This window comes from Hasllibacter sp. MH4015 (assembly GCF_020177575.1).
Classification (GTDB): domain Bacteria; phylum Pseudomonadota; class Alphaproteobacteria; order Rhodobacterales; family Rhodobacteraceae; genus Gymnodinialimonas.
The window spans coordinates 2829500-2854458 of the sequence record NZ_JAHTBK010000001.1 but is presented as its reverse complement, the minus strand read 5'-3'; the positions used below and the strand labels follow the sequence as shown (position 1 = coordinate 2854458).

Here is a 24959-nt window from a genome sequence, read left to right as displayed (position 1 = left end):
ATCCCCCCGTTTTCCGCGTGATGTGGCGCGACCCATTCGGACGGAGGCACGGATATGGCGGAAATGATGCGCGCGGTCGAGATCACGAAACCCGGCGGGCCGGAGGTTCTGCGCCTATGCGAGCGTCCGGTGCCCTCCCCGGGGGCGGAACAGATCCTGATCCGCATCGACCATGCCGGGGTGAACCGCCCCGACGCGCTGCAACGGGCGGGCAATTATGCGCCGCCCAAGGGTGCCTCGGATCTGCCCGGTCTGGAAGCGGCGGGCGTGGTGGAGGCGATCGGCCCCGGCGTCACGCGCTGGTCGGCGGGTGATACCGTCTGCGCGTTGCTGCCGGGCGGTGGATATGCGGAATATGCCGTCACCCACCAGGACCACGCCCTTCGCGTCCCGGACGGCCTGTCCATGGCGGAGGCCTGCGTCCTGCCGGAGACCTTCTTCACGGTCTGGTCCAATGTGTTCATGCGGTCGGGATTGGCCGCCGGGCAACGTTTCCTTGTCCATGGCGGGTCCAGCGGGATCGGCACGACGGCGATCCAACTGGCCAGCACGCTTGGCGCGCGGGTCTTCACCACGGCCGGGTCAGATGAGAAATGCGCGGCCTGCCTGCGCCTTGGTGCGGAGCGCGCGATCAATTACCAGGACGAAGATTTCGTGGAGGTGATGCGCGGGGTCGGTGGTGCGGACCTGATCCTCGACATGGTGGGGGGCGATTACCTGCCGCGCAACGTGAAGGCTTTGGCCGATGACGGACGGCTCCAGCAGATCGCCTTCCTGCAAGGCCCGAAGGTCGAGATGAACTTCGCCCAAGTGATGACGCGGCGGCTGACGATCTCGGGCTCCACGTTGCGCCCGCAATCCGACGGCGCGAAGGCCGCCATCGCCGAGGTCCTGCGAAACCATGTCTGGCCGTTGATAGATGCGGGGCGGGTGGCGCCTGTGATGGATCAGACTTTCGCCCTGGATCAGGCGGCCGAGGCCCATAGGAGGATGGAATCAAGCCAGCATATCGGCAAGATCATCCTCAAGATCGCCTGACCGGGTCAGTCGCCGAACATGATCCACGCCGCCATGTAGCGGGTGAAACCGGTGATCACGCAGATCGCCGCGAACCCCCATGCGATCCACGCAAACGCCGCCGGGAACAGGCAAAAGGCAACGAAGACGGCAATCGTCTCGGCCCCTTCGGCCAGGCCGCCAAGGTAGTAGATGCCCTTGTTCGGAAAATCGTCCGTCGTCAGCCCGCGACGTTCGGCGATGATCGAAAAGGCCAGGAACGATGTGCCAGTCAGCACGAAGCTGGCGATCAGGCTGGCCCCGGCAAGGCCGTTGGCCGCGGGATCGGCAAAGATGAAGCCCAGGGGAAACGCCGCGTAGAACACGAAGTCGAGCGCGATGTCGAGAAACGCACCGCGATCCGTGACCTGCGTCCGGCGCGCGACCGGCCCGTCCAGACCATCGGCCAGACGGTTGAGCGCCAGACCGATCAGCGCCAGCCAGTAAAGCTGCATCGCGGCGGCGAGCGCGGCCAGCAGGCCGATGCCGCAACCGGCGATAGTGATCTGATCGGCGGTGACGCCGCGCGCCACCAGAAACCGCGCGGGCGGTGCCATCAGGGCGCGCTGAAGCGGAAGGAGGCGGGCGTCGATCATGGGGGGATGCTTTGGCGTGGTGGGATAGGCCCGTCAATCCTGACGCCGCTGACCTTTGCGTTATCCGCGCCGGATCAGCGCGGCGAGCACCAGGGCGGACAGAAGCGGCAGGGCCGTCAGGATCAAAAGGAGGGTGAGGGTTGTTTGCGGCCCCAAAGCCTCGATCACGAAGGCGCCCAGAAACGGTCCGGCAGCGGAGGCCAGGAGGATCGGACGCGCGAGCCGACCCATGATCGGCGCGTAGTCGCGCACACCGAATACGGCCAAGGGTACGGTGCCCCGGGCGATGGAGAAGAGCCCGTTGCCCGCGCCATAGGCAATCAACCCCGCCGCCGCGGGCAGGTTGAACCGCAATATGGCGAACCCCGCGCAAATGAAGGCCGCTGCCGCGATCAGGGTGACAACGGGATGGTGGCGTTCCCGTCCGAGAAGCTCCAACAGACGCGCGCCGACCTGCGCGGGTCCGATCAACGCGCCAAGCCCCACGGCCGCGGCCACGCTGATCCCCGTGGCGGTCAGGAGCGTTATCAGATGCACGGACACGGTTGCACCCACCAGCGAAAGGCTGATCCCGGCGACCGCCATGCAAGCGAAGCGCGGATCAAAGGCGGAGATCACGGGCGGCAATTCGGTTGCCGTGTCGGGGGCTGCGTCGATTGTGTGGCGCGGCAGGACGAACCAGACAAGCGGCACCGTCACGAACAGGTTGATCCCGACGTAACACAGGACCGCGCCGCGCCAGCCCAGATGCTCCACGAAAAACGCCGTGAGCGGCCAACATATCGTGCTGGCGAACCCGCCCCACAGCGTCAGCCGTGTAATCGCGCCCCGCGCGCCTGCCCCGTAGATCACGCCAAGCGCGGAGAAGGCCGCGTTGTAGAGCGCCCCGGCCATGCCCGCGCCAAGCACCACCCATGCGAGGAAATAGAGCGGCAGATTGGTGGCGGAGGCGAGCAGGATCTGCCCGATCATCAGAAGCCCGATGCCCCCGAGCAGGACGGGTCTTCCGCCGTGGCTGCGGATCAGGTGCCCGACCCGGGGCGCACACAGGCCCGCGATCAGAAGTGCAAGGGACACCCCGCCGGAGATTGCGCGCAAGGACCAGCCGGTCTCCAAGGCAATCGGAGAGCTAAGCACGGCAACGAGGTAGAAGCTGCTGCCCCATGTGAGGATCTGGACGATCCCAAGGGCCGCGACGATTGGGGCGGGGCGCGCGGGGACAATCATCGGAGCGGCGTGCCGGGGGGGCGTGGCGGCGGGCTCATCCCTCGATCCGGGCAATGTGATCGGGAACGCCGCCCAGATCCGGCATCTCGCGGAAGCGCGGGTGACCTTCGGGCGCCTCCGCCGCCTCCAGTGCCCAGGTGAGACCGTGGGGGACGTAGACGGCCCATGCGCCGGCCTCCAACGCGGGGACGATGTCGGATTTCATTGAATTGCCGATCATCATGGCGCGGTCTGGTCCCGCCCCGTGATCGGTGAAGGCCCGGCGATAGGTTTCGGGGTGTTTCTCCGACACGATCTCGACCCCGTGGAACAGATCGCCCAGACCGCTGGCCGCCAGTTTCTGTTCCTGATGCAGAAGATCGCCCTTGGTAATCAGGATCAGGGGATGGGTGTCAGAGAGCGTGGCAAGGGTGTCTTCCACATGGGGCAGAAGCTCGATCGGGTGGCGCAGCATCTCCTGCCCCATGTCGAGAATTTGGCCGATGATCTGGGCGGGGACACGGTTTTCCGTCACCTCGATCGCGGTTTCGATCATCGACAGCATGAAGCCTTTGATCCCGAAGCCGTAATGGCCGATATTCTTGCGCTCGGCGGCCAGAAGCCGCTCCATCAGGTGATCGCCATCCACGAAATCGCGCAAGAGGTCCGCGAACCGATCCTCGGTCAGGCGGAAGAAGCTTTCGTTCTGCCAGAGCGTGTCATCGGCATCGAATCCGACCACGCTTAACCTTTCACCCATCGGCCCCTCTTTTCGGAATCGGTTTCGCTCCTATATACTGCGTCCCAAGCGTTCGCGCGTTGTAACCGGGACAATGGCCTATGATCCAGAGCTTGCACATGATGGCGGATGATCCGATGGGTCCCGATGGGGGCGATGCGGATACCTCCATCCTGACCAAGACAAAGCCCAAGACGCAGAAGCCACCGATGTACAAGGTGCTGCTTCTCAACGATGACTACACGCCGATGGAATTCGTCGTGCACGTGCTGGAGCGGTTCTTTGGCATCACGCATTCCCAGGCGGTGGAGATCATGCTGACGGTCCACAAGAAGGGCCTGGCCGTGGTTGGCGTCTTCTCCCACGAGATTGCGGAGACGAAGGTTGCGCAGGTGATGGATTTCGCGCGCCGCAACCAGCATCCGCTGCAATGCACGATGGAGAAAGAGGAGTAATCCTCTGCCTGATCCATGACCCCCGACAGATGGACCCTCGCGATCGAGGGCGGAGAGATTGATCCGCCCGGCACCCCGGTGCTGGTCCTGCGCGCGCGGGCCGATAGCGATTTTTCGGCGCTGGGACAGGTGACGTGCGTCCAAGGCTTTGCGCCGGACCACGACCGGCTTGCCGCGCGCGGGCTGGACGTTTCGGTGGATGCGGAGGGCGATTTCCCCGCCGCGCTTGTCCAGATCACGAAATCCCGCGCCGGAACGCTGTCGTCGATTGCCGAGGCGATGGGCCATGTCGTCCCCGGCGGGCTCGTGATGGTCGACGGCCAGAAGGAGGAGGGGATCGAAGCGATCCTCAAGCAACTCCGCCGCGTGTTCGAGGTCGACGGCGTGATGTCGAAATCCCACGGCAAACTGATCTGGCTGCGCCGTCCTGAGCTGATCCCCGAGGATGTCCTTGGGTGGATCGCTACGCCACGGGAAGGCCCCGATGGCTACGTCACCGTTCCGGGCGGTTTTTCCGTGGACGGGCCGGATCGGGGCTCCGAAATCCTTGTGGCGCTGCTGCCGCAACTCAAGGGTCGTGTCGCGGATTGGGGCGCGGGATGGGGATACCTGGCCGGTGAAGTGCTGGACGAACACGCCGAGATCGAAACGCTCGACCTGATCGAGGCGGACCACGCCATGCTGGAGGCCGCGCGGGTCAACGTCACCGACCCCCGGGCCGCGTTCCACTGGGCCGATGCCACCACCTACACGCCCGAAGCCCCCTATGACGCGATCATCTGCAACCCGCCCTTCCACGTGGGCCGCCGCGCTGATCCGTCCCTGGGCCGCGCCTTCATCCAGTCTGCGGCGCGCAACCTGACGTCACGCGGGCGCTTTTTCATGGTGGCCAACCGTCACCTGCCCTATGAAGACACGCTCAAGGCGACGTTTGGGACGGGCGCCATGTTGGGTGAGCTTGAGGGCTACAAGATCTACGAGGCGACCAAGCCGAAAACGGCCGGTCGCTGACACGTCCATTTCCGAAGGATTGAAACGATGGGCCTATCCATCCAGGGCAAGACCGCGATTGTGACCGGCGCCGCGAACGGCGTGGGTCTGGCGATTGCACGCCATTTCATTGACCGGGGCGCGAACGTGATGTTCGCCGACCGCGACAAGGATCGCCTGAAGGACGAATGCGGAGAGACCGAGGGCGACGATAGCCAGATCCGCTATTTCAGCGGCGATCTGCGCGAGCGCCTGACGGTCGAGAACCTGATCTCCGCCACGATCGACGCCTATGACCGGGTCGATATCCTGGTGAATGCAAGCCGCCAGATCCTGACGACCGATCCGCTGGACCCGGCCGACACCTCCGTCGAGGCGATGCTGGAACAGAACACGTTTGCGGCCCTTCGGCTAAGCCAGGCGGTCGCGAAACGCATGATCGCGCAGGCCGAAGAGGATGAGCAGGGAGAGGGGCCGGTTGGCTCCATCGTCAATATCTCGTCCATCGCGGCGCGGCGGACGCACCCCGACCTGATGGGCTATTCGATCGCCACCGCCGCGCTCGACCAGGTCACGCGCAGCCTTGCCGTGGCACTCGCCCCGCATCGCATCCGCGTGAACGGTGTGGCTTTCGGCTCCGTCATGTCGGCAAGCCTCAAGGACAGCCTGAATGAAACCGATGGTCTGCGGCAGGAGATCCGGGAATGCACGCCCATGGGGCGCATCGCCTCCGCCCGCGAGGTGACGTCAGCGGTGCAATTCCTCGCCTCCGACGGGGCCGGGTTCGTCACCGGTGAGGTGCTGACCATCGACGGCGGGCGCACACTTCTGGACGCGGTCACCACTGCGGCGCATTAGGTCGGGTTCGCCGAGCCGCACCGGACGCGCCGGTTACCCGGCCATGAAATCGCACGTGTCGTCACTCATCACGAGGTTCTGGACCCAGCCATGGGCCACACGCTCACCATTGCCGTCGCTGACGGTGATGTATTCCCAATTCGGCGGCAGGGGCTGGTGGACGAAGCTGAACCAATTGCCGTGCCACAGATAGCCAATCACGCCCGTGCTGGTGGAGATACCGGCATGCAGTTCCCGCACCGGGCCGCGATATCCGCCGCATCCGTGTTCTGAATCTGCACGCACGGGCACCGTCCAAAGCTCCCTCAGGCGGGCGCGGAACTCCAGCACCTCCGGGTTCACCCGGTGGGCGCTGGTATCCACATTGCAGCCCGCGCCGTCCTCCATCTCAATCACCTGACGAACGATTTCCGCATCCAGCGGCGACAGGGCTTCCACCGGGCCGGTACAATCGGAATTGTCGAAGACGGCCCGCCCAAGATTGGAGGCAAAGCATTGCCCGGCACGGTCGAACACGGTGTTCCGACTGAGCCAAAGTTCCTGACACCACGCATCGTTCTGCGCCTGCGCGGGCGAGGCGATAAGCCAAAGCAGGCCAAGCAGGGCAAGACGGGGCATGGCGCATCCTCTCCACCGGTTCGGGACCACGCTAACCTGCGATCCGGCAAAGAAAAACCCCGCACCGGGTTGCCATGCGGGGTTGGGTATCCGGGCGATCAGGCGGCGATCAATCCTCGTCGTCCTTATCGTCGTCCTTGTCCGGCAGGTTGAAGAAGCTGTCGGCGTCCGGCGTTTCTTCGGGCTTCTCGATCTCCACGTCGTCGGTCGAGAGGCTGAAGGTCTCAAGCCCCGCGATGGCGGCGGGCACGCTGGGTTCGGTATCAAGGCCGAGGGACGTTTCGGTCGACACAAGCTTGCGCCGTTCATCGTCCGTCATCGCGCCGCCTTCGGCCAGCTTCTTGGCGTTGGCCTTCTGCACGGCCGCGTCCAGCTCGGATTGCTTGCACAGGCCGAGGGCGACCGGGTCGATGGGCTGGATGTTCTGGATGTTCCAGTGGGTCCGCTCCCGGATGGCCTGGATCGTTGGCTTGGTGGTGCCCACCAGCTTGGAGATCTGCCCATCGGTCAATTCGGGATGGAACTTAACCAACCACAGGATGGAGGCCGGGCGATCCTGACGCTTGGACAAGGGCGTGTAGCGCGGGCCACGGCGCTTTTCCTCGCCCACGGCGGCGGAGTTGAATTTCAGTTTCAGCTTGTGGGTCGGATCGGCGGTGGCCGCGTCGATCTCTTCCTGGGTCAGCTGATTGTTGACGATGGGGTCGAAGCCCTTCACGCCGGCTGCCACGTCGCCATCGGCGATGCCTTGCACCTCCAACTCGTGCAGGCCGCAGAAATCGCCGATCTGCTTGAACGACAGCGTGGTGTTGTCGACCAGCCAGACAGCGGTGGCTTTTGCCATGATCGGTTTGTTCATCTCAGGTCCCTCCAAGGGTCTTGCGGATACGAGGAGAATGGCCGGTGGAAGCGGCTTGCGGGGCTGGCCCGCCGATCCTCGATTTCAGGGAAATCCACGGCTATATAGGCGCTGGATTGCCCGGAGGGAAGAGCAAATGACAAGGTTGGGACAGGCATTGGCGGGGGTATTGATCTGCCTGTCGGGCATGGTGCGGGCGGACGGGGAACCGGCGGGTGAATTCGACTATTACGTCATGAGCCTAAGCTGGACGCCCACATGGTGCGCGCTGGAAGGCGATGACCGCGACAGCCCCCAATGCGAGGCCGGGCAGGGTTTCGGTTTCACGCTTCACGGGCTTTGGCCGCAATACGAGGACGGCTGGCCAAGCTATTGCCCCACCACCATGCGCGCTCCATCACGCGGCATGACCGGGGGGATGGCCGACATCATGGGCACCAGCGGCCTCGCGTGGCACCAATGGCGCAAGCACGGCGTGTGCACGGGCCTGGAGGCGCGGGATTATTTCGCGCTGTCCCGGCTGGCCTATGAGAGCGTCACTAGGCCGGAGCTGCTGCGCCGCGTGGACGAGGACCTGCGCGTCGCCGCCGCGGTGATCGAGGCCGCGTTCCTGGAGGTGAATCCGCAATTGGAGGCGGATATGCTGACCGTGACCTGCCGGGCGAACCGCATTCAGGAAGTGCGTATCTGCCTGACCCGCGACCTGGAGCCGAGAGCGTGCGGGGCGGACGTGATCCGCGATTGCACGTCGCCCGACGCCCTGTTCTCTCCGATGCGCTGAAGGGCAGGGGAGGAGACGCACGGGGCTGCCCCCTCCGCACCTCGCCCAATCATGCGGTCTTGCGCAATGCGACCGGGGTCGGGGGCTGTCTGCCCCCATCGTCCCCTTGGGGACGATTCCCCCGAGGATATTTTCGGCACATGGAAGAGCGCGCGCGGTGTGTGGTGTCAGAGGGATTTTCGCGCGCGGAGCGCGGCGGAGATTGTTCCATCGTCGAGGTAATCCAGCTCCCCCCCGATCGGCACGCCCTGGGCAAGGGAGGAAAGCGTGACGTTCGTCGTGGCGATTTCGTCGGCGATGTAATGGGCCGTGGTCTGCCCGTCGACCGTCGCGTTCAACGCGAGGATGACTTCGGTGATGCCCTCATCGGCGATACGGTCGCGCAGCCTGGGGATGCGCAGATCCTCCGGCCCGATATCGTCAAGCGCCGAGAGAGTGCCGCCCAGGACATGGTAGCGCCCCTTGAAGGCGCCGCCGCGTTCCATCGCCCAGAGGTCTGCGACGTCCTCGACGACACAGAGCTCTCCGGTGGCGCGGCGCACGTCCTGACAGATCGGGCACAGGTCGCCGGTTCCGATATTCCCGCAATTCACGCATTCGCGCGCCGTCTCGGCCACACGCGCCATCGTGTCCGCAAGGGGTCGCATCAACGCGCCGCGCTTCTTAATGAGCGTCAGGACCGCGCGCCTGGCGGAGCGGGGGCCGAGACCCGGCAGGCGGGCCATGATCCCGATCAGCTCTTCAATGTCTTTGGGCGTATCGGACACGTCGATCGGGCCAGGGTCAGAACGGCATCTTCACGCCCGCGGGCAGGCCCATCTCCTCGGTCAGGCGGCCCATTTCCTCGTTATGCTTGTCCTGGGCCTTGCTCTGCGCGTCCTTGATCGCGGCAAGGATCAGGTCCTCCACCACTTCCTTGTCATCCTCGTTGAAGATGGACGGGTCGATATCCAGCGCCGTCAGCTCACCCTTCGCCGTCGCGGTCGCCTTCACCAGGCCCGCGCCGCTTTCGCCCTGCACCGTCATGGAGGCGAGGTCTTCTTGCAGCTGGGCCATCTTGCCCTGCAATTCCTGCGCCTGTTTCATCATCTTGGCCATGTCGCCAAGGCCGCCCAAACCCTTCATCATCGTGGTGCTCTCCCGCTGAAATACGTTTGCGCAACAGATACGGGGGTGGAGGCGTGGCGGCAAGGCGGACAATTCTTGACAAAAATAATCGGATATGAGACCTGATGGCCAAGGCACCTCGTCGGCACCCGGAAAACTCACGCAAGAGGCCGACCCGATGACCTTTCGTATTGCCCTGACCCTTTCACCCCTTCTGCCGCTGCTCGCCGCATTGCCCGCGCTTGCACAGGACGCCGCCCCGTCGGACCTGATCGAAGCGCTGCAAGACGGCGGACACGTGGTCTATATCCGCCACGCCCAGACGGAATCCGACTATGCCGACCAGGTGACCGCCGATCCGCAAAACTGCGCCACCCAGCGCGTGCTCAGCCGGACGGGATGGCAGCAGGCCCTCCATATCGGCGCGATGATCGAGGGGCACGGCATTCCCGTCGGCGACGTTCTGTCCAGCGAATACTGCCGGGCCTGGCAGACGGCTGGCCTTGCCTTCGGCACCTTTTCCGAGACGAGCGCGCTGAATTTCGAGCCGGCGGAAGAATACACCGATGCCCAGTTCGAGGCGATGCGCGCCCGGGTGGAGCCGTTGATCGCCGCCCCGATCGCCGAGGGAACGAACCGCGTTATCGTCGGCCACGACGACCCGTTCGAGGCCGTGACCGGCATCTACCCCGAACCGCAAGGCGTGGCCTATGTGCTGCGCGTGGCGGACGGGCAGGTGGAGGTTCTGGGCGCCATCGGGCCGGATGCCTGGCCGCAACCCTGAGCGGGTGCGCGGGTTTCAGTCCTCGATCCGGGCTGGGCAGCGCCGGGCCGGATCATTCATCCTCGAACGGGTCCCAGTCGTCGGCTTCTTCGGGGATCTCTTCGAGCGCCTGCACGGCGGCTTCCTGCTCCAGCTCCGCGTGGGATCGGATTTCGGAGATGCGGGCCTTGGGGAAACGGCTGAGCACGGCCTGCATCAACGGGTGCTCGGTAATCTCCGCCTCCAGCGTCCTGCGCTTCGCCTGCTCCTGTTCCTCGATCGTCGGCCCGCCGCCATCCGAGGCGACGGTTATGCCCCAGCGTGCGCTCGTCGCGGTCTGCAACAATCGCCCAAGGCGGGGGATCAGATCCCTGGGTGCGGCGTCGGTCGTCTGTACCTCGATCCGGCCGGGGCTGTAGGAGACGAGGCGCAGGCTCGTCTTCACCTCGATCAACAGCTTTATGTCGCGGGCCTGTTCAACCAGCGCCACAACGCTTTCAAACGTGGGATAGAGGCTCAGGTCGGGGCCGGATTGCGGCGCAAGGGCGGCTTGCGGGCCACCCCCGCCAAGGGGCGCGGTGCCGGTGGTTCGGGCCTGCGGGCCGGGTGCGGGCGCGGGCGTCCCGCCGCCACCGCCGCCGCGACCACCACCGGCGGGCGCGCCGCCGGCGGGGGGCTGCATCTGCCCCAGCTTCTTGACCAGATCGCCCGGCGTCGGAAGCTCCGCCACATGGGTCAGGCGGATCACGGCCATCTCAGCGGCCATCATCGCGTTGGGGGCCATCCGGACCTCTTCCAACGCCTTGAGTAGCATCTGCCACATCCGCGTCAGCACCCGCATCGGCAGCTTTTCGGCCAGCGCCAGCCCGCGGGTGCGTTCATCGGGTGCGATCGTGGGATCGTCGGCAGCATCCGGCGTGATGGAGATCACGGACAGCCAGTGGGTGATCTCCGCCAGATCCCGCAGGACGGCGACCGGATCGGCGCCATCGGCATATTGCGCGCCTAATTCATCGAGGGCTTTCGCGGCCTCGCCCGCCATGATCGCCTCGAACAGGTCCATGACGCGTCCGCGGTCTGCTAGGCCCAACATCGCGCGGACCTGATCGGCGGTCGTCTCTCCGGCCCCGTGGGCAATGGCCTGGTCCAGCAGGCTCATGGCATCGCGGACGGAGCCCTCGGCGGCGCGGGTGATCAGGGCCAGCGCATCCTCGGCGATCTGGGCGTCCTCAAGCCCCGCGATGCGCTGCAAATGCGCGATCATAACTTCAGGTTCGATCCGGCGCAGATCGAACCGCTGGCAGCGCGACAGGACCGTCACCGGAACCTTGCGGATTTCCGTGGTCGCAAAAAGAAACTTCACGTGGGCGGGCGGTTCTTCGAGCGTCTTGAGCAAGGCATTAAATGCCGAGGTCGACAGCATGTGAACTTCGTCGATGATGAAGATCTTGAAGCGCGCCTGTGCGGCCCGGTAGCTGACCGTTTCGATGATCGCATCGCGGATGTTCTGCACCCCGGTGTTGGAGGCCGCGTCCATCTCCATCACGTCGACATGGCGGCCTTCGGCGATGGCCACGCAATTCTGACAGGTGCCGCAGGGGTCGGTCGTCGGCCCGCCTGTCCCGTCCGGGCCGATGCAGTTCAGGCCCTTGGCGATGATCCGGGCGGTCGTCGTCTTTCCGGTGCCCCGGATGCCCGTCAGCATGAAGGCCTGCGCGATCCGGTCCGCGTCGAAAGCGTTCTTGAGCGTGCGGACCATCGCCTCCTGCCCGATCAGATCGGCGAAGGTCGCGGGGCGATACTTGCGGGCAAGGACCTGGTAGGTGGGCTTTTCGTCGGCGCTCATGGGAATCCGTGCTCTCGGGTCAGCGCCAAAGGTATGCGGCCCGGATCACGGCGTCCACTGGATTAGAGGAGCCACAGGATGGCGCCCGTCAGGATCGAGCCCGCCGCCAGAAGCACCGCGATCAGGGTCATGGAATGGGTCGGCTTGGCCTCCGCCTCGTGCTCATCCATCCGGCGCAGCGTGGCGCAGGCCTGTTGGCGGGCGGAGTAGAAGATGTAGCACGCAATCGCGATGAAGACGCTCGACAGGGCTTTGGCGGCCCATGTCGGTTCGAACGCGCCGAAGACGGCTTTCAGGCCGATGGCGATGGCGACGGACGCCATGCCGGTGCGCATCCACCCCGCGAATGTGCGTTCATTGGCCAGGATCGTGCGATCCTCTGCCCAATCGGTGCGGGATTCCGCCATGTCGTTGCGATCTGCCATGGGTGGGACGTAGCGCGCCCGGCCCCTTCGATCCAGCCCCGCAAGATTTCTTGCGCCCGCGACGGCAATCAAACCGCCGCCCATTGCGTTGGGCCGGATGGCGGGCGATGGAGGGGTACGGGCGCGGCGCGTCGCGGGAGAAAAAGGGTGAGTCATGTCAGACACCGCATCGGTCGGTCGGCCAACGTGCATGCCCCAAGGGGGCGGGGGATGAGGCCCGCCCTCCGCCAGGCGTTGATCGCATTCACCGGCGTGATGGGAATTGCCGCGGCACTCTTCTGGCTTGCGGCTATCGTGTCGGGCGGTCCGCGGGCGACTCTGGCGGGCCTCGACCAGACGCTGGTCGTCCTGTTCACCATGGCGCATCTGCCCGCGATGGCGGCGGCGATCCTGCTGTGGCGCGATGGGACGTTTCGGGGGCGGACGGGCCTGCGATGGGCGCTGTTCCTGGCGATGATCTATTTTTCCGCCGCCTGCATCGTGGCGTTTCTTGGCAACGCCCTCGCCGCCTCCGTCCTGAGCCTGCTCAGTTGATCGCGCGCCGAATTTAGTGCTTTCACTTGAAAATATTGCCCGTGTGACCTACCATAAGCAGGCTGTCAGGGCAGCATCCAGATCCGCGGAAAGCCGATACCGGCACCCTCCAGAGCAAACGACAGACACGGTTCGGTGTCTCTCAGGCCCTCGCTTAGCGGATCGGTGGGCAGCGTATGAGGGATCCGATGAAGACTTCGATCGACCAATTGCGTCGCGAGGCTGCGACGTTAAAAAAAGCGTATCACGGCGGAGATCGTGATGCGCACGCACGCGTGAATTCAGTCCGCCCCCGGACCGAGGGGGCGGATCTGAAACACGCCGATTTCCTCCATGTCATCGCGCGCGAACGCGCCTTCGCGTCCTGGCCGCACCTGAAATTGTCCGTGGAAATGCAAGGCATGGACCGGGCGGAGCGGCAACAGCGCCTGGGCGTGGCGCTCAAGCAGGGCCAGCAGGAGGTTGTTCAGCGCATGTTGCAGGCCGACCCAGACCTGCCGCGCGGCAACCTCGCGCTTTGCTGCCTGTTGTTCCTGCACGACGATGTGGCCGCGATGATCGCCTCCGATCCCGCCCTTGCCACCCGGCCGGCACCCGTTGCCCCGCCCCTGACTGTCATGGCGCAGTCCAAGGCCCTCCCGCTCTATCCCGAGCGGGAGGGTGCGATGCTGGCCATCGCGAATCTCTTGCTAAGCCATGGGGCCGACGTGAATTACGGCGTTCCCTACGAAAGCGACCCGAGCCACAAGCTTTCCACCCTCTACTTTGCGATTGGCCATGCCGGGAACATGGCGCTGGGCGAATGGCTTCTGGACAATGGTGCCGATCCCGATGACGGAGAGACGCTGTATCACGCCACGGAACTTGGACACCACGGCGGCCTGCGCCTGATGCTGGCGCATAATGCGAACCCGAACGGAACCAATGCCCTGTTGCGGGCGATGGATTTCCACGATGTCGAAGCGGTGCGCCTGTTGTTGGATGCGGGCGCGCGGGTGGACGATTTCAACGGGGCGGAGGTCGGGGGTGAAACTCCTTGGGTGATGCCCGCGCTGCATCAGGCCGCCCGACGGATGAGCCCGCCCGAAATGGTGCGCCTGTTGCTGGACAACGGCGCCGACCCCACGCGCGTCCACGATGGCGTATCACCCTACGCCTATGCCCGGATCTTCGGAAACGCGGCGCTGGCCACCACGCTCGAAGCGCGGGGTCACGCCACGCCCCTGTCGGAGGTGGAGCGTCTTCTGGCCGATATCGCCGATGATCGACCCGTGGACGGCCGGTATATCGACCCGGCCAAGATGCCGAAGGCCGCGCGCAACATCGTGCGCGAGATCCTGCACCTGCCCGGAAAGCTCGACCATATAAAGCGCCTCGTCGCGGCGGGCGCGGAATATGACCACCCTGATGTGGAGGGCCTGACGCCCGTGCAATTGGCGGGGTGGGAGGGTCTGCCGGAGGTTCTGGCTTATTTCATCAGCCTCGCCCCGGATCTGGGGCATATCAACGGCTATGGCGGCAACCTGTTTTCCACGATTCTGCACGGGGCGGAAAACAATCCTGAACGGGCGCATCGCGACCATCTGGAATGCTTGCGCCTCGCGCTCGACCAGGGCGTTGCGCTGCCCAGATCAGCGCCCGACCGTGTGGCCGATCCGGAGATTGCGGATTTCCTGCGCGACTGGGCCAAGGCGCGGCCGGGACAGGTCGTGGATGGTGGGCCGGTGTAAGCGGTGCGGCGCGGCCCTCCCGCTTGTCTTGAGCCGTGTGCCGGGCCAGAAACAAGCGGACGCCGCAAGGAGGTTGGCCATGTCGGACGATTACGAGGCCCGTGTCACGCGCGCCCTGGCGGAGCTTGAGGCCTCCTCCATCCGGCGGATGAACTATGCGCCACCTGTCTTCCGGCTGGCCCGCGCCATGGGCCTCAGGCCGCGTCCGCCCCATTACATGAGCTTCTGGCGTGCGGCCCTGATCCTTGGCCCGGCCTTCGGGTTGCTATGGGGTTTGGTGATGTGGCTGCTCAGTTGGCGCACGCAGGACCTTCCGGTCGTGGTCGCGATCCTTGCCTCGCTTCTGGCGGGTGTATTGTTCGGATTGGCCATGGCGGCCTATTACCGATGGGCCGGTGCGGAAGCCAAGCTGAGCCGTTGGGAGGAGCTTTAGCGCCTCCCAACCCCGTGTGTCCGCGTCATGTTCCGCCCTTCCGCGACCGGCCTGCATTCTGGGTGCTGCGGTACATCTTGTGCAGATTCTTCTGACGGGCGCGGGATTCGTGAACCTGTTCGCTGTTGATCGCGTCTTCCCGCATCAGCTTGAGGAACCGTTTCAGGCGGTCCGGATCCAGATCGCCCGACGCAACCGCGGTTTGAACGGCGCATCCCGGCTCGGTCGCGTGGGCGCAATCGTTGAACCGGCATTGCTGCGTCAACGCCTCGATATCCGCAAAAACCGCCTCGATCCCGTCAGCCGCATCGGTCAGCGGCAGGGACCGCATCCCGGGCGTGTCGATCAACCAGCCACCGTGGATGGTCCGCGCTAGGCCGCGGGACGTTGTCGTGTGCCGCCCCTTGGCGTCATCCTCCCGGATGTCCGCCGTCGCCTCAGCCGCGCCGGTCAGGGCATTGGACAAGGTCGTCTTTCCGACACCGGACGACCCGACGAGGGCCAGCGTCTGCCCGTTCCCGGCCCACGGGCGCAGGGTATCCACAACGTCCGGCGCCTTGGCGTTGAGCGCGATGGCCGTCACCATGGGCGACAGATTCTCCGCCCGGCGCACGAAATCGCCGGGATCGTCGCATTGATCGGCCTTGGTCAGGATGATGAGTGGCAGGCATCCGGCGCTGGCGGCAAGGGCGAGGTAGCGTTCGAGCCGCGCCTCGTTGAAGTCGGCATTGCACGAGGTGACGATGCCGAGCGTGTCGACATTCGCGGCGATCAACTGGGTCTCCCGCCCTTCACCGGCGGCGCGACGGCTCAGCAACGTGTCACGGTCGAGCAGGCGGGTGATGGTGGTTTGATCCGGGTCGGTCAGGACCCAGTCACCGGTGACAAGATCGCCGGTGCGCAGGCCCGATGGGGTAAGCAGGCTGATCGGGCCGGATGCGGACAGCGCGAAGGCCCGGTCGCGCGCGATCGTGGTCAGGCGCGCAGGATGCGGATCGGCAACCTCCTCCGGCGAGAGGAGCGAAAGGTGGCGGGCCGACCATCCAAGGTCGGCGAGGGAATAGGTGGTCAATGGAACAATCCCGATTGGTCATGACAAAAGTGCCGCTATTCGCGGCGCGGTCAATTCAACGGGCGCGGCCTGATCTCAGGCGCGGGCCCGGAGGGGGCATGCAATCGGCATCGAACCTCCGGTATCTGCGGGCGCTGGCGCGGCGCGCGCGCGGCTCTTGGGGCTGCTCCAAACCCTTTGCCAAGTCGCGGAGAGAAGGGTTGGTGAGAGGCTGGACAACGACCCAAGCAGGAATCGTTACGGCTGCTTCCTTCCGGATCTGACCGGGTTGGCGAAGTGCTTGCCCGCGCCAACCTCTCCCCGCCCAGATAAGGCGGCGCGCGTCGAATCGCAAGACGTCTGCGCCGGAACCGCGCTACACTGGGCGGCGTTGACGCCTCGACACGCTTGAAGGAGAACCCCATGCGCCTGCGCAACCGCCGTTCCAGCCGTAACGTGATCGACCGCCGCCGGTCCGGGGGCCGGGCGCGGGGCGGCGGCTCCGGGCGGGCCGCCGGGGCGGGTGGCCTCGGCCTGCTGGCGGTTGTCGTGATCGGCTATTTCCTTGGGGTGGATCTGACGCCGCTCCTGAACAATCCCGGCGGTGTTCCTCAGCAACAGACCCAGACACGCGGAACCGGTCCGCTGAGCGCGGAGGAACAACAGGCGGGGGAATTCGCATCCCGCGTTCTGGCCACGACGGAGGATGTCTGGGCCGAGGTTTATCCCGCTTCTTTCGGTGCGCCCTACGATCCGCCGACCCTCGTGCTGTTTTCCGGAGCGACGCAATCGGGTTGTGGCGGTGCGCAGGCCGCAACCGGCCCGTTCTACTGCCCCGCCGACGAACGCGCGTATCTCGACACCGCGTTCTTCGCCTACATGTCGCGGCAGCTTGGCGCGGGCGGGGATTTCGCCGCCGCCTATGTCATCGCCCATGAAGTCGCCCACCATGTCCAGAACGAGCTGGGTATTCTGGCAGAGGCCAACCGCATCCGAGCCTCATCCTCACAGACCCAATCCAACCGGATTTCCGTGATGCTTGAGCTTCAGGCCGACTGCTTCTCGGGCGTCTGGGCCAGCCGCCTCGGCGACATTCTGGAACCCGGCGATCTGGACGAGGCGTTGAATGCGGCGCGGCGGATCGGGGACGATTACCTGCAAACCCGCGGCGGCGGCGTTGCGCGTCCGCACACCTTCACCCACGGCACGTCCGAGCAGCGGGCGCGCTGGTTCACCATCGGCTACCAGACCGGTGATCCCAACCAATGCGATACCTTCGCGGCGGATCGGTTGTGACAGGACCCGGCGCAGGCTCGCAAAGGTGACGGCCCTTGCCGCCCCGCCGCCACCGGCGTAGGCCGGACCCATGGCCACCGACCAGAACCCGCTGCGCGGCATCGCGCTGAAAATCGCTTCCGTTTGCGTATTCGTGACGATGGCATCGCTGATCAAGGCGACCGCGGACACGATCCCGCCGGGTCAGGCGGTGTTCTTCCGGTCGCTCTTCGCGATCCCCGTGATCTTGGCCTGGCTCCTGATCCAGCATGACCTTGCCCACGGGCTGGAGACGAAAAACCCGATGGGCCATTTCTGGCGCGGGCTGGTCGGCACGACGGCCATGGGCCTCGGTTTTGCCGGTCTGGGCCTTCTACCCCTGCCGGAGGTCACGGCCATCGGATACGCCGCCCCGATCCTCGTCGTTGTCTTCGCCGCGATGTTCCTGGGGGAAGACGTGCGCATCTTCCGCCTGTCCATGGTCGGCCTTGGCATGGGCGGTGTCCTGATCGTCCTGTCGCCCCGCCTGAATATCGACCCCGCAACCGCTGACACGGCCCAGGCATTCGGCGCGATCCTAGTCCTGATGGGGGCGGTCTGCGCCGCGCTTGCGCAGGTCTTCGTCCGAAAACTGGTCCAGACGGAGCGGACGGCGGCCATCGTCTTCTGGTTCTCCATCACGGCGACGGGGCTCAGCCTCCTGACGTTGCCTTGGGGCTGGGTCTGGCCGAGCACCGGGCAATTCGTGATGCTGATCGCGGCGGGGCTTGCCGGGGGTGTGGGGCAGATCCTTCTGACGTCCTCCTACCGGTTCGCCGATGCGTCCCTGATCGCGCCGTTCGAATACACCTCGATGCTGCTGGCGATCATCGTGGGCTATTCGGTGTTTGGTGAGGTGCCCACGGCGACCATGCTGGGGGGTGCTGCGCTGATCGTCGTGGCTGGGATCATGATCATTTGGCGCGAACGGCAACTGGGGTTGCAGCGGGGCGCAAGGCGGGCGGGTACGCCACAGCCCTAGGGTGTGTCTCCGCTCCTTTTGTATCGGGCGCACCACTCCGCATTCCGGGCGTCGGCGAGTTTCGCGACCGGAGGGCGGACGCCATCGGCCAGGGCCGGATCAAGCCCCAGCTCCGCTAATACTTCTGCCAGAACGGCATTCGGATCATGTGCCAGCGCGCTATAAGTCAGCCGCAAAGGCGCAACCCCTTGTGAGGAAAACCAATCCTCCCACTCCGCATCCTGTCGCGTCAGATCGGCCATCGCCCACTTGATCCGGTCCCGGTCATAGATCGGCTCCGCCGCTGGGGTCAGACGCTCCAACTCCGATCCATCTGCCGCCCGATGCCAAAGCCCCGATTGCTCCGCGATCACGAGGGAGACGGCCTGTTCTACCTTGTCGGCGCGGCTGAGATGGATGATTTTGGTCGCCCCGAATGCGGCTTCCAGTACCTCCAAATCGCTGAGATGTCCCTCTTGCAGGTGCCGGGCCTGCGCCATGAAGAACGGAAAGCTCTTGCGCTGCATGCGGAGCCCGAAGATGCGACCTTCACCCGTCCCGCGCGCATGGGCGGCCCGGAAGATCGCGACCAGTCGCTCGCGGTCGTCGCGAAACGTCGTCTCGTTCAGGCCATACACGTCCAGCCACCGATCCAAGGACGGTGTGTGGAAATGCGAGTCCGGCTGTCCGGCCTGTTCCGTTGCCGCAAGCAATTTGCAAAGCAACGTGCTGCCGCTGCGCGGCGTGGTACAGATGATGTAGGATTGGACGGGCACGGGATTAAGCCGCAAGTGAGCGCATAGTGCGCGTCACCAACGCCATCTCAGGCCCGTGAGCGGCGATAATCGTCTTCGGCCAGATTGCCTTGCCGCGCCAGGTATCCTTGCAGGCGCTGCATCACGCGCCCACGCGCAAGTTTCATCGTTTGCAGAGCCAGACGGGCGGACAGCGTGTTGGCCGAAAGGTCAAGCACCACCTGAACGCGGGTCATGTCGGGGCGAAGCTCCAGAAAGGTCAGCTCGTAAAGCGCCTCCATCCCGCCGATGGTCGTGGCAATCACGCAGCGATCGGGCGCGTCGAGCGCGGTGATCTCCGACGCAAGCGGGCGGACACGGCCCCGGACCGTCACCGACCCGCGCCAGGACCGTCCGATGGCGGGCTCCGACCAATTGCCGACGCGCGACAGTTCCGCACCGCGTCCCGTGGCCTCAGCCTCGATCCCGCTGAAATCGGTGAACCGTGTCCAGACGATACTTGCCGGTGCGTCCACATCTTCGGAGACTTTGAATTTCATCGCGTGCCCGTTCCTTTTCTGCCCCGACCCTGATGTGCAAGGGGCGGGGCGCGTTGGTCAAGCCTTGGGTCCGGTCAATCCAGCGTATCGGCCAGCCAGTGTTGCAGAAGGAAATGCGCGATGGCGCCGGTTCGGGCCGGTAACATCGTGGGATCATTGCCTGCAAAGACCTCCAGCATCTGGGACCGCGTGACCCATTTCGCATCCTCGATCTCTTCCGGGTCGACCTCGATCTCGGTGCTGAGCGCTTCCCCCCGGCATCCGAACATCAGCGAGGCGGGGAACGGCCAGGGCTGGCTGGAGAGGTAATCGACATGACCCACGCGGATGCCCGATTCCTCGAAGACTTCGCGGCGCACGGCGGCTTCGATCGTCTCACCCGGCTCCACGAACCCGGCAAGCAGGGAATACATACCCTCGGGCCATCCGGGGGAACGGCCAACCAGCACCGCATCGCCATGGGTGATCAGCATGATGACCACGGGATCGGTGCGCGGGAAATGCTTGGCCCCGCACGACCCGCAATCGCGCTGCCACCCGGCCTCAGCCGCTTGGGATGGCTTGCCGCACTTGGCGCAGAAAAGATGGGTGCGGTGCCAACCGAGGACGGCACGCGCCGTGGCGGCCAGTTCCGCCTCCCTGCGGGTCATGTGGGTCATCAGCCCGCGCAATTCCCGGAAGCCCGCACCGTCCAGCCGTTCCGCCGGATGAACCTGCACGGATGGATCGCGAAACGCGTTGATCGCGGCTTGATCCACGTTCTTGGGCTCCCACGCCGACACATCGAGCGCGAAGACCGGCTGGTCCCCGGTTTCGTCAAGGCCGAGCAAGACCGGCTCCGCATCGGTTTTCGACAGGACCGCATCCCCCATCTTCCGAAACGCCAGTTGAATGTCGCCCGCGTCCGGCGTGCCGACGACCATCGGCTTGCCCTGCCACAGCGGAAGAACGGGTGCCCCGGCGGCAAGGGCCGCCTTCAGACGCTCCCCGTCCCTGCGCAGGACGGCGGCCCGGTCGAGACCAGAGGTCCCGAACGTGACTGTCTCGGCGTGCAACATGAATGTCCTTTCCTGAAGGCCGCCCCGCTTGGGTATGCCAATTTTACAACAAGCCCGCGGCGGTTGGGCAAAACGGATCGCGACGTCGCCCTTGCCCTTCGCCCGGAGCGCGCGAAGTCTAACGGTGAACGAAAAACAGATCGGGGCAAACATGACCCTCCCGAGGGAAATTGCAACCGAGCGGCAGATTTCGGGTGACACCAAAGTGGAATTGCGGGTTCTGGCCACAACGGACCTGCATGCGCATCTTTTGCCGTTCGATTATTTCACGGATCGCGGCAGTCCTGTTCTGGGGCTGGCGCGTTTGTCGAGCCTGATTGCCTCGCACCGTGCCGCCGCCGCGAATTGCCTTCTGTTCGACAATGGCGACACGTTTCAGGGCACACCGCTCGCCGACGCCGCACTGGCAGAGATCGTGCCGCGGGGCGACATGCATCCCATGGTATCGGCGATGAACGGGATCGGATTCGATGCGGCCACATTGGGAAACCACGATTTCGACTTCGGCATTCCGTACCTCACCGACACGCTGGCAGAGGCGCGGTTTCCGATCGTCTCCGCGAATTGCGAAAACGCGGACGGGTCCGATTTCGTGCCGCGGCACGTCATGCTCGAACGCGACATGGTGGACAAGGCAGGCCGCAAGCGGACGCTGCGGATTGGCGTGACGGGCTGCCTGCCGCCGCAGGTCGCGGCATGGAACAAGCCGCATCTCGATGGCGCGCTGAAATTCGACGACATGATGCAGACCGTCCAGGGGCAGGTGAGCGTCCTGCGTGGCAAGGGCGCCGATCTCGTCATCGTCCTTGCCCATACCGGGCTGGGCAGCCATGTCGCCGAACACCGCGCGGAAAATGCGGCCCGCGCGATCGCATCGCTGGACGGCGTGGATGCCGTCATCGCGGGCCACACGCACCGGACCTTCCCCGGCGACGACGCCGCCCCCGGCGATGGGACACCGATCGTACAACCGGGCGCTTTCGGCTCCCATCTTGGGCTGATCGACCTCGAACTGACGGATTCAGGCGCAGACGGCTGGCAGGTGCGGACACGGGCCTGCGCGGCCGTCCCGCTTGGCTCCGGTGCGGCTGAGGTGGGCGCGCACGGCTATTTCCCGGACTTCCCGGAACTGGTGGCCGATATGGACCGGGCCCACAAGGCAACGCGCGCCTTCGTTTCTCGTCCCCTGGGGCAGACCGCTGTGCCGCTTGAGACGTATTTCAGCACCCTTGCCCCGTGCCACGCAACGCAGGTCGTGGCCGCCGCCCAATTCGCCGCCGCCGCGCCGCTGATCCGCGCGGATGAAACCCTTTCCGGGCGCCCCATCCTGTCCGCCGTTTCTCCGTTCAAGGCGGGGGGCCGGGCCGGGCCGTCCCACTTCACCGATATCCCGCCGGGGCCGCTGATGCTGCGCCACGCGGCCGACCTCTATATCTATCCCAACATGCTCAGCGTCCTGCGGATCGACGCAAACGGCATCCGCGAGTGGCTGGAGCGCAGCGCGTCGGTCTATCGCCAGATCGACCCGAACGGACCGGCACGGCAATTCCTGATCGACCATGACTTCGCGCCATACAATTTCGACCGCCTCGCCGGTCTTCGGTACGAAATCGACGTAACACAGCCACCCCGCACCAATGCGGAAGGGGACGTGATCTTCGACACGCCGGGACGCATCCGCAACCTGCGATTTGCCGATGATCGCCCCGTATTGCCGGAGGACGAGGCGCTCGTGATTACCAATTCCTACCGCGCCGCAGGGGGCGGGCACATGCATGCCGCCGGCGCGGCGGAGGAGGTGCTGTCGGCCCCCTTCGCCGTCCGTGACGCCGTCGCGACCCACATGGCCGAGGCCGACCAACCCCTGCACCCGCAGGTGGAGCCGACATGGTCGCTGTCACCGCTGGGCGGGGTCGAGGTGATCTTCGAAACCGGACCCGGCGCGGCGCAGCACGAGGACCGGATCGCGGCCCTCGGGCTGACTGGGCCGAATGCGCCCGTCGACAATGCAACGCCGGGATACGACGCCTATAGTCTTCGTCTCTGACCTGCGCGCAAAATTCTTCTATATAGAAAACAAATGCTTACGACCGACGCGCTGTTTTTCTCCCGACATCCTGTCGATTGCCCGTCTCCCCGTTCGTCATCTCAGTGAAGGCGCTGATGCCTTCGCCATTATTGAGACGGAGAATGACATGACCCTCACCACGATCCTCGCCGCTGGCGTCGCCACCCTTGCCATCGCGACCGCAGCCACCTTTCTGCTCCCGCGCCACGTGACGGTGGAACGGTCTGCCCTGATCGACGCCGCGCCCGATGCGGTGATCGCGCTCGCCTCCACATCCGAAGGGTTTCAGCGGTTCAACCCCTACCTCACGACCGATCCGGAGCTGACGATCGAGCCCTTCGGCCCCGCAGGCGGTGTCGGGGCCGGGTTCCGGTTCGACGGGCGCGACGGTACCGGCACGCAAACCATCTCCGCCGTGACGCCCAACGTCGTGACCTATGCCATCGACCTTGGCGCCATGGGCCAACCCGTCCAGCATATCCGGGCCGAAGCCGAAGGGGATCGGACGCGCGTGACCTGGGCGGTCGAATCCGACCTCGGACTGAACCCGATCGCGCGGGTCTTCGGCCTGTTCCTCGATCGGATGCTGGGCGGCACCTACGAGACGGGCCTTGCCAACATCGCCCGTGTCACGGCCTAATTCCGACCAATCATCAAGGACATACCCCATGCGATACACGTTTCTCCTTTATTCCGATCCCGCTGACACGGCCCAGATGACGCAAGATGACTGGGTGCAAATGAAGGCTGTCTACGGCCAGTATATCGGTGCGTTGCAGGAGGCTGGCATCTTCGTGGACACCGACTGGCTTCACCCCGCCGATACGGCCACGACGCTCAGCCTCAAGGACGGCGAGAAGAGCGTTCAGGACGGCCCGGTCGCTGAAACCCGCGAAACCCTCGGCGGTTATTTCGTGATCGACGTACCCGATCTGGACGTTGCGCTGAAATGGGCGGAGCAATGCCCCGCTGCGCAGATGGGAAAGGTGGAAATCCGCGCCTCCGCCATGGACAGCCTTTGACCGCGCCCGCGCGCGCCGCCGAGGATGCGGCGCGCGCATCTTATGGGAAACTGGTGGCGATGCTGGCGGCGCGCAGCGGCGACATTGCCGCGGCGGAGGACGCGCTGGCCGACGCCTTCGTGCAGGCGCTCCGAACATGGCCCGCACGCGGCATACCGGATCGTCCCGAGGCATGGCTTTTGACCACCGCGCGGAACCGCGCCACCGACAGCGCGCGCCGCGACCGGCGCATCACCTTCACCGAGGAGGTGCCGGAAATGCCGACCACAGATCACCTGAGCTTTCCCGACCACCGGCTCAAGCTGATGTTCGTCTGTGCACACCCCGCCATTGAGGAGGGCCTGCGCACTCCGTTGATCCTCCAAACGGTGCTTGGCGTACAGGCCGCCGATATCGCGCGGGTCTTCAACGTGGCACCCTCCGCCATGGCGCAACGATTGGTGCGGGTGAAACGCAAGATTAAGGACACCCGCATTCCCTTCGTGCTGCCCGGAGACCCCGACATTGCCAGCCGCCGCGATGCGCTCCTGAACGCGGTCTATGCCGCCTACGCGGTGGATTGGCAGGAAGGCACCGGCGACCTGAGCCACGAGGCCCATTACCTCGCCACGCTTCTTGCGGATCTCATGCCGGACAATGCCGAAACCCTTGGCCTCGCCGCCCTCATCACCTTTATCGAAGCGCGGCGTGGGGCCAACCTGCGCGCGGGGCTTTACGTCCCTTTGCCCGAGCAAGATCCAGACCTCTGGAACACCGGGCTGATCGACCGCGCCGCCCTGTTCCTCACACGTGCCAGTGCCCTGGGCGCGCCGGGCCGATTCCAGTTGGAAGCCGCCATTCAGGCGGTCCACGCCGAGCGCCATGTCACCGGGGTGACCAACTGGCGCGCGTTGAGCCAGCTTTACGCGGGCCTGATGCAGGCCCATCCAAGTCTCGGGGCAGCCGTGGGCCGCGCCGCCGCCGTGGGCGAAGATGCGGGTCCCGCGGCAGCACTGGCGCTTCTCGACCTGATCGAACCAGACGCGGTGAAGGCGTTTCAACCCTATTGGGCCACCCGCGCGCATCTGCTGGCCGCGTACAATCCGCAATCGGCGGCCGATGCGTATACGCGCGCCATCGACCTCAGCACCTACGCGCCCGCCACCCGCTGGTTGGAGGCGCGCCGCGCGGCCCTCGCCCCACGCCTGTCCTGAAT

28 protein-coding genes and 1 other RNA gene are annotated in these 24959 nt (G+C 65.4%); 15 read left to right on the top strand and 14 right to left on the bottom strand.

All coding sequences use genetic code 11. The annotated features are described in order from the left end of the window. The first annotated feature begins 54 nt into the window (after positions 1-54). On the top strand, positions 55-1038 hold the full coding sequence (locus tag KUW62_RS14540; RefSeq protein WP_224816186.1) for an NAD(P)H-quinone oxidoreductase: 984 nt from the start codon (positions 55-57) through the stop codon (positions 1036-1038). Between the two features lie 5 nt (positions 1039-1043). Here KUW62_RS14540 and KUW62_RS14535 read toward each other — a convergent pair whose 3' ends face one another. From KUW62_RS14535 to KUW62_RS14525, 3 genes are read right to left on the bottom strand one after another with little or no spacing between them, the layout of a single operon-like run. Beyond that, positions 1044-1652, bottom strand: a complete 609-nt coding sequence (locus KUW62_RS14535) for a CDP-alcohol phosphatidyltransferase family protein (protein WP_224816185.1) — start codon at positions 1650-1652, stop codon at positions 1044-1046. Positions 1653-1712: 60 nt separating this feature from the next. Next, entirely contained in the window at positions 1713-2879 is a 1167-nt protein-coding gene (locus tag KUW62_RS14530) for an MFS transporter (protein WP_224816184.1), read from the bottom strand. 34 nt (positions 2880-2913) lie between these two features. Further along, a complete protein-coding gene (locus KUW62_RS14525) occupies positions 2914-3618 on the bottom strand; it encodes an HAD family hydrolase (RefSeq protein ID WP_224816183.1) in 705 nt (234 codons plus the stop codon). A gap of 80 nt (positions 3619-3698) precedes the next feature. Between KUW62_RS14525 and clpS the strand changes: the two genes are divergently transcribed. The 3 genes from clpS to KUW62_RS14510 are packed head-to-tail and all read left to right on the top strand — an operon-like array spanning position 3699 to position 5900. After that, positions 3699-4052, top strand: a complete 354-nt coding sequence (clpS, locus tag KUW62_RS14520; protein WP_370632898.1) for an ATP-dependent Clp protease adapter ClpS — start codon at positions 3699-3701, stop codon at positions 4050-4052. A 15-nt stretch (positions 4053-4067) separates the two neighbouring features. Next, positions 4068-5063 carry a class I SAM-dependent methyltransferase gene (locus tag KUW62_RS14515; RefSeq protein ID WP_224816182.1) on the top strand — a complete coding sequence of 332 codons (996 nt, stop codon included), beginning with the start codon at positions 4068-4070 and terminating at the stop codon, positions 5061-5063. Positions 5064-5090: 27 nt separating this feature from the next. Continuing rightward, complete coding sequence (locus KUW62_RS14510) at positions 5091-5900, top strand: SDR family NAD(P)-dependent oxidoreductase (protein WP_224816181.1); 810 nt, start codon at positions 5091-5093, stop codon at positions 5898-5900. Positions 5901-5933: 33 nt separating this feature from the next. Here KUW62_RS14510 and KUW62_RS14505 read toward each other — a convergent pair whose 3' ends face one another. Together KUW62_RS14505 and KUW62_RS14500 are read right to left on the bottom strand one after the other, a co-directional pair. Next, positions 5934-6518, bottom strand: a complete 585-nt coding sequence (locus tag KUW62_RS14505; RefSeq protein WP_224816180.1) for a DUF4453 domain-containing protein — start codon at positions 6516-6518, stop codon at positions 5934-5936. A 109-nt stretch (positions 6519-6627) separates the two neighbouring features. Next, entirely contained in the window at positions 6628-7377 is a 750-nt protein-coding gene (locus tag KUW62_RS14500; RefSeq protein ID WP_224816179.1) for a DUF1013 domain-containing protein, read from the bottom strand. Between the two features lie 136 nt (positions 7378-7513). On the opposite strand from KUW62_RS14500, the gene KUW62_RS14495 reads away from it, so the two are divergent. Next, positions 7514-8158: a ribonuclease T2 gene (locus KUW62_RS14495; protein ID WP_224816178.1), complete on the top strand. Its 645-nt coding sequence runs from the start codon at positions 7514-7516 to the stop codon at positions 8156-8158. Between the two features lie 167 nt (positions 8159-8325). Here the strand turns inward: KUW62_RS14495 and recR are convergent, their stop codons facing one another. Both recR and KUW62_RS14485 read right to left on the bottom strand, forming a co-directional pair. Then, positions 8326-8925 carry a recombination mediator RecR gene (gene recR, locus KUW62_RS14490; RefSeq protein WP_224816177.1) on the bottom strand — a complete coding sequence of 200 codons (600 nt, stop codon included), beginning with the start codon at positions 8923-8925 and terminating at the stop codon, positions 8326-8328. Positions 8926-8941: 16 nt separating this feature from the next. Continuing rightward, positions 8942-9286, bottom strand: a complete 345-nt coding sequence (locus tag KUW62_RS14485) for a YbaB/EbfC family nucleoid-associated protein (RefSeq protein ID WP_224816176.1) — start codon at positions 9284-9286, stop codon at positions 8942-8944. Between the two features lie 157 nt (positions 9287-9443). Between KUW62_RS14485 and KUW62_RS14480 the strand changes: the two genes are divergently transcribed. After that, on the top strand, positions 9444-10049 hold the full coding sequence (locus KUW62_RS14480) for a histidine phosphatase family protein (protein ID WP_224816175.1): 606 nt from the start codon (positions 9444-9446) through the stop codon (positions 10047-10049). A 52-nt stretch (positions 10050-10101) separates the two neighbouring features. On the opposite strand, the gene KUW62_RS14475 is transcribed toward KUW62_RS14480, so the two are convergent. Beyond that, a complete protein-coding gene (locus KUW62_RS14475) occupies positions 10102-11874 on the bottom strand; it encodes a DNA polymerase III subunit gamma/tau (RefSeq protein ID WP_224816174.1) in 1773 nt (590 codons plus the stop codon). Positions 11875-11936: 62 nt separating this feature from the next. Next, positions 11937-12299, bottom strand: a complete 363-nt coding sequence (locus KUW62_RS14470) for a YidH family protein (protein WP_224816173.1) — start codon at positions 12297-12299, stop codon at positions 11937-11939. A gap of 210 nt (positions 12300-12509) precedes the next feature. On the opposite strand from KUW62_RS14470, the gene KUW62_RS14465 reads away from it, so the two are divergent. The 3 genes from KUW62_RS14465 (at position 12510) to KUW62_RS14455 (ending at position 14996) form a co-directional block, all read left to right on the top strand. Next, entirely contained in the window at positions 12510-12833 is a 324-nt protein-coding gene (locus KUW62_RS14465; protein ID WP_224816172.1) for a hypothetical protein, read from the top strand. Between the two features lie 275 nt (positions 12834-13108). Continuing rightward, entirely contained in the window at positions 13109-14563 is a 1455-nt protein-coding gene (locus KUW62_RS14460) for an ankyrin repeat domain-containing protein (protein WP_224816171.1), read from the top strand. Between the two features lie 79 nt (positions 14564-14642). Continuing rightward, a complete protein-coding gene (locus KUW62_RS14455) occupies positions 14643-14996 on the top strand; it encodes a DUF6404 family protein (protein WP_224816170.1) in 354 nt (117 codons plus the stop codon). 25 nt (positions 14997-15021) lie between these two features. Here KUW62_RS14455 and rsgA read toward each other — a convergent pair whose 3' ends face one another. Both rsgA and ffs read right to left on the bottom strand, forming a co-directional pair. Then, a complete protein-coding gene (gene rsgA / locus KUW62_RS14450; RefSeq protein WP_224816169.1) occupies positions 15022-16068 on the bottom strand; it encodes a ribosome small subunit-dependent GTPase A in 1047 nt (348 codons plus the stop codon). 201 nt (positions 16069-16269) lie between these two features. Next, positions 16270-16368: signal recognition particle sRNA small type (gene ffs, locus KUW62_RS14445), an RNA gene on the bottom strand. Positions 16369-16470: 102 nt separating this feature from the next. On the opposite strand from ffs, the gene KUW62_RS14440 reads away from it, so the two are divergent. Next, positions 16471-17343 carry a neutral zinc metallopeptidase gene (locus tag KUW62_RS14440; protein ID WP_224816168.1) on the top strand — a complete coding sequence of 291 codons (873 nt, stop codon included), beginning with the start codon at positions 16471-16473 and terminating at the stop codon, positions 17341-17343. Positions 17344-17413: 70 nt separating this feature from the next. Then, positions 17414-18343 (top strand): DMT family transporter, encoded by a 930-nt coding sequence (locus tag KUW62_RS14435; RefSeq protein WP_224816167.1) that lies wholly within the window; start codon positions 17414-17416, stop codon positions 18341-18343. Here KUW62_RS14435 and KUW62_RS14430 read toward each other — a convergent pair. The 3 genes from KUW62_RS14430 to nudC form a co-directional block, all read right to left on the bottom strand. Next, positions 18340-19098 (bottom strand): Stf0 family sulfotransferase, encoded by a 759-nt coding sequence (locus tag KUW62_RS14430; protein ID WP_224816166.1) that lies wholly within the window; start codon positions 19096-19098, stop codon positions 18340-18342. The genes KUW62_RS14435 and KUW62_RS14430 overlap by 4 nt on opposite strands. Positions 19099-19145: 47 nt before the next feature. Then, positions 19146-19616 carry an SRPBCC family protein gene (locus KUW62_RS14425; RefSeq protein ID WP_224816165.1) on the bottom strand — a complete coding sequence of 157 codons (471 nt, stop codon included), beginning with the start codon at positions 19614-19616 and terminating at the stop codon, positions 19146-19148. 74 nt (positions 19617-19690) lie between these two features. Next, complete coding sequence (nudC, locus tag KUW62_RS14420) at positions 19691-20674, bottom strand: NAD(+) diphosphatase (protein WP_224816164.1); 984 nt, start codon at positions 20672-20674, stop codon at positions 19691-19693. A 34-nt stretch (positions 20675-20708) separates the two neighbouring features. Here nudC and KUW62_RS14415 point away from each other — a divergent pair, with 34 nt between their 5' ends. From KUW62_RS14415 to KUW62_RS14400, 4 genes are all read left to right on the top strand, one after another. Next, positions 20709-22721: a bifunctional 2',3'-cyclic-nucleotide 2'-phosphodiesterase/3'-nucleotidase gene (locus KUW62_RS14415; protein ID WP_370632897.1), complete on the top strand. Its 2013-nt coding sequence runs from the start codon at positions 20709-20711 to the stop codon at positions 22719-22721. A gap of 148 nt (positions 22722-22869) precedes the next feature. After that, positions 22870-23382, top strand: a complete 513-nt coding sequence (locus KUW62_RS14410) for an SRPBCC family protein (RefSeq protein ID WP_224816162.1) — start codon at positions 22870-22872, stop codon at positions 23380-23382. Positions 23383-23410: 28 nt separating this feature from the next. Then, positions 23411-23764, top strand: coding sequence for a YciI family protein (locus KUW62_RS14405; protein WP_224816161.1), 354 nt, complete (start codon positions 23411-23413; stop codon positions 23762-23764). Continuing rightward, complete coding sequence (locus KUW62_RS14400) at positions 23761-24957, top strand: RNA polymerase sigma factor (RefSeq protein ID WP_224816160.1); 1197 nt, start codon at positions 23761-23763, stop codon at positions 24955-24957. The genes KUW62_RS14405 and KUW62_RS14400 overlap by 4 nt, the downstream gene beginning before the upstream one ends. Positions 24958-24959 lie beyond the last annotated feature (2 nt).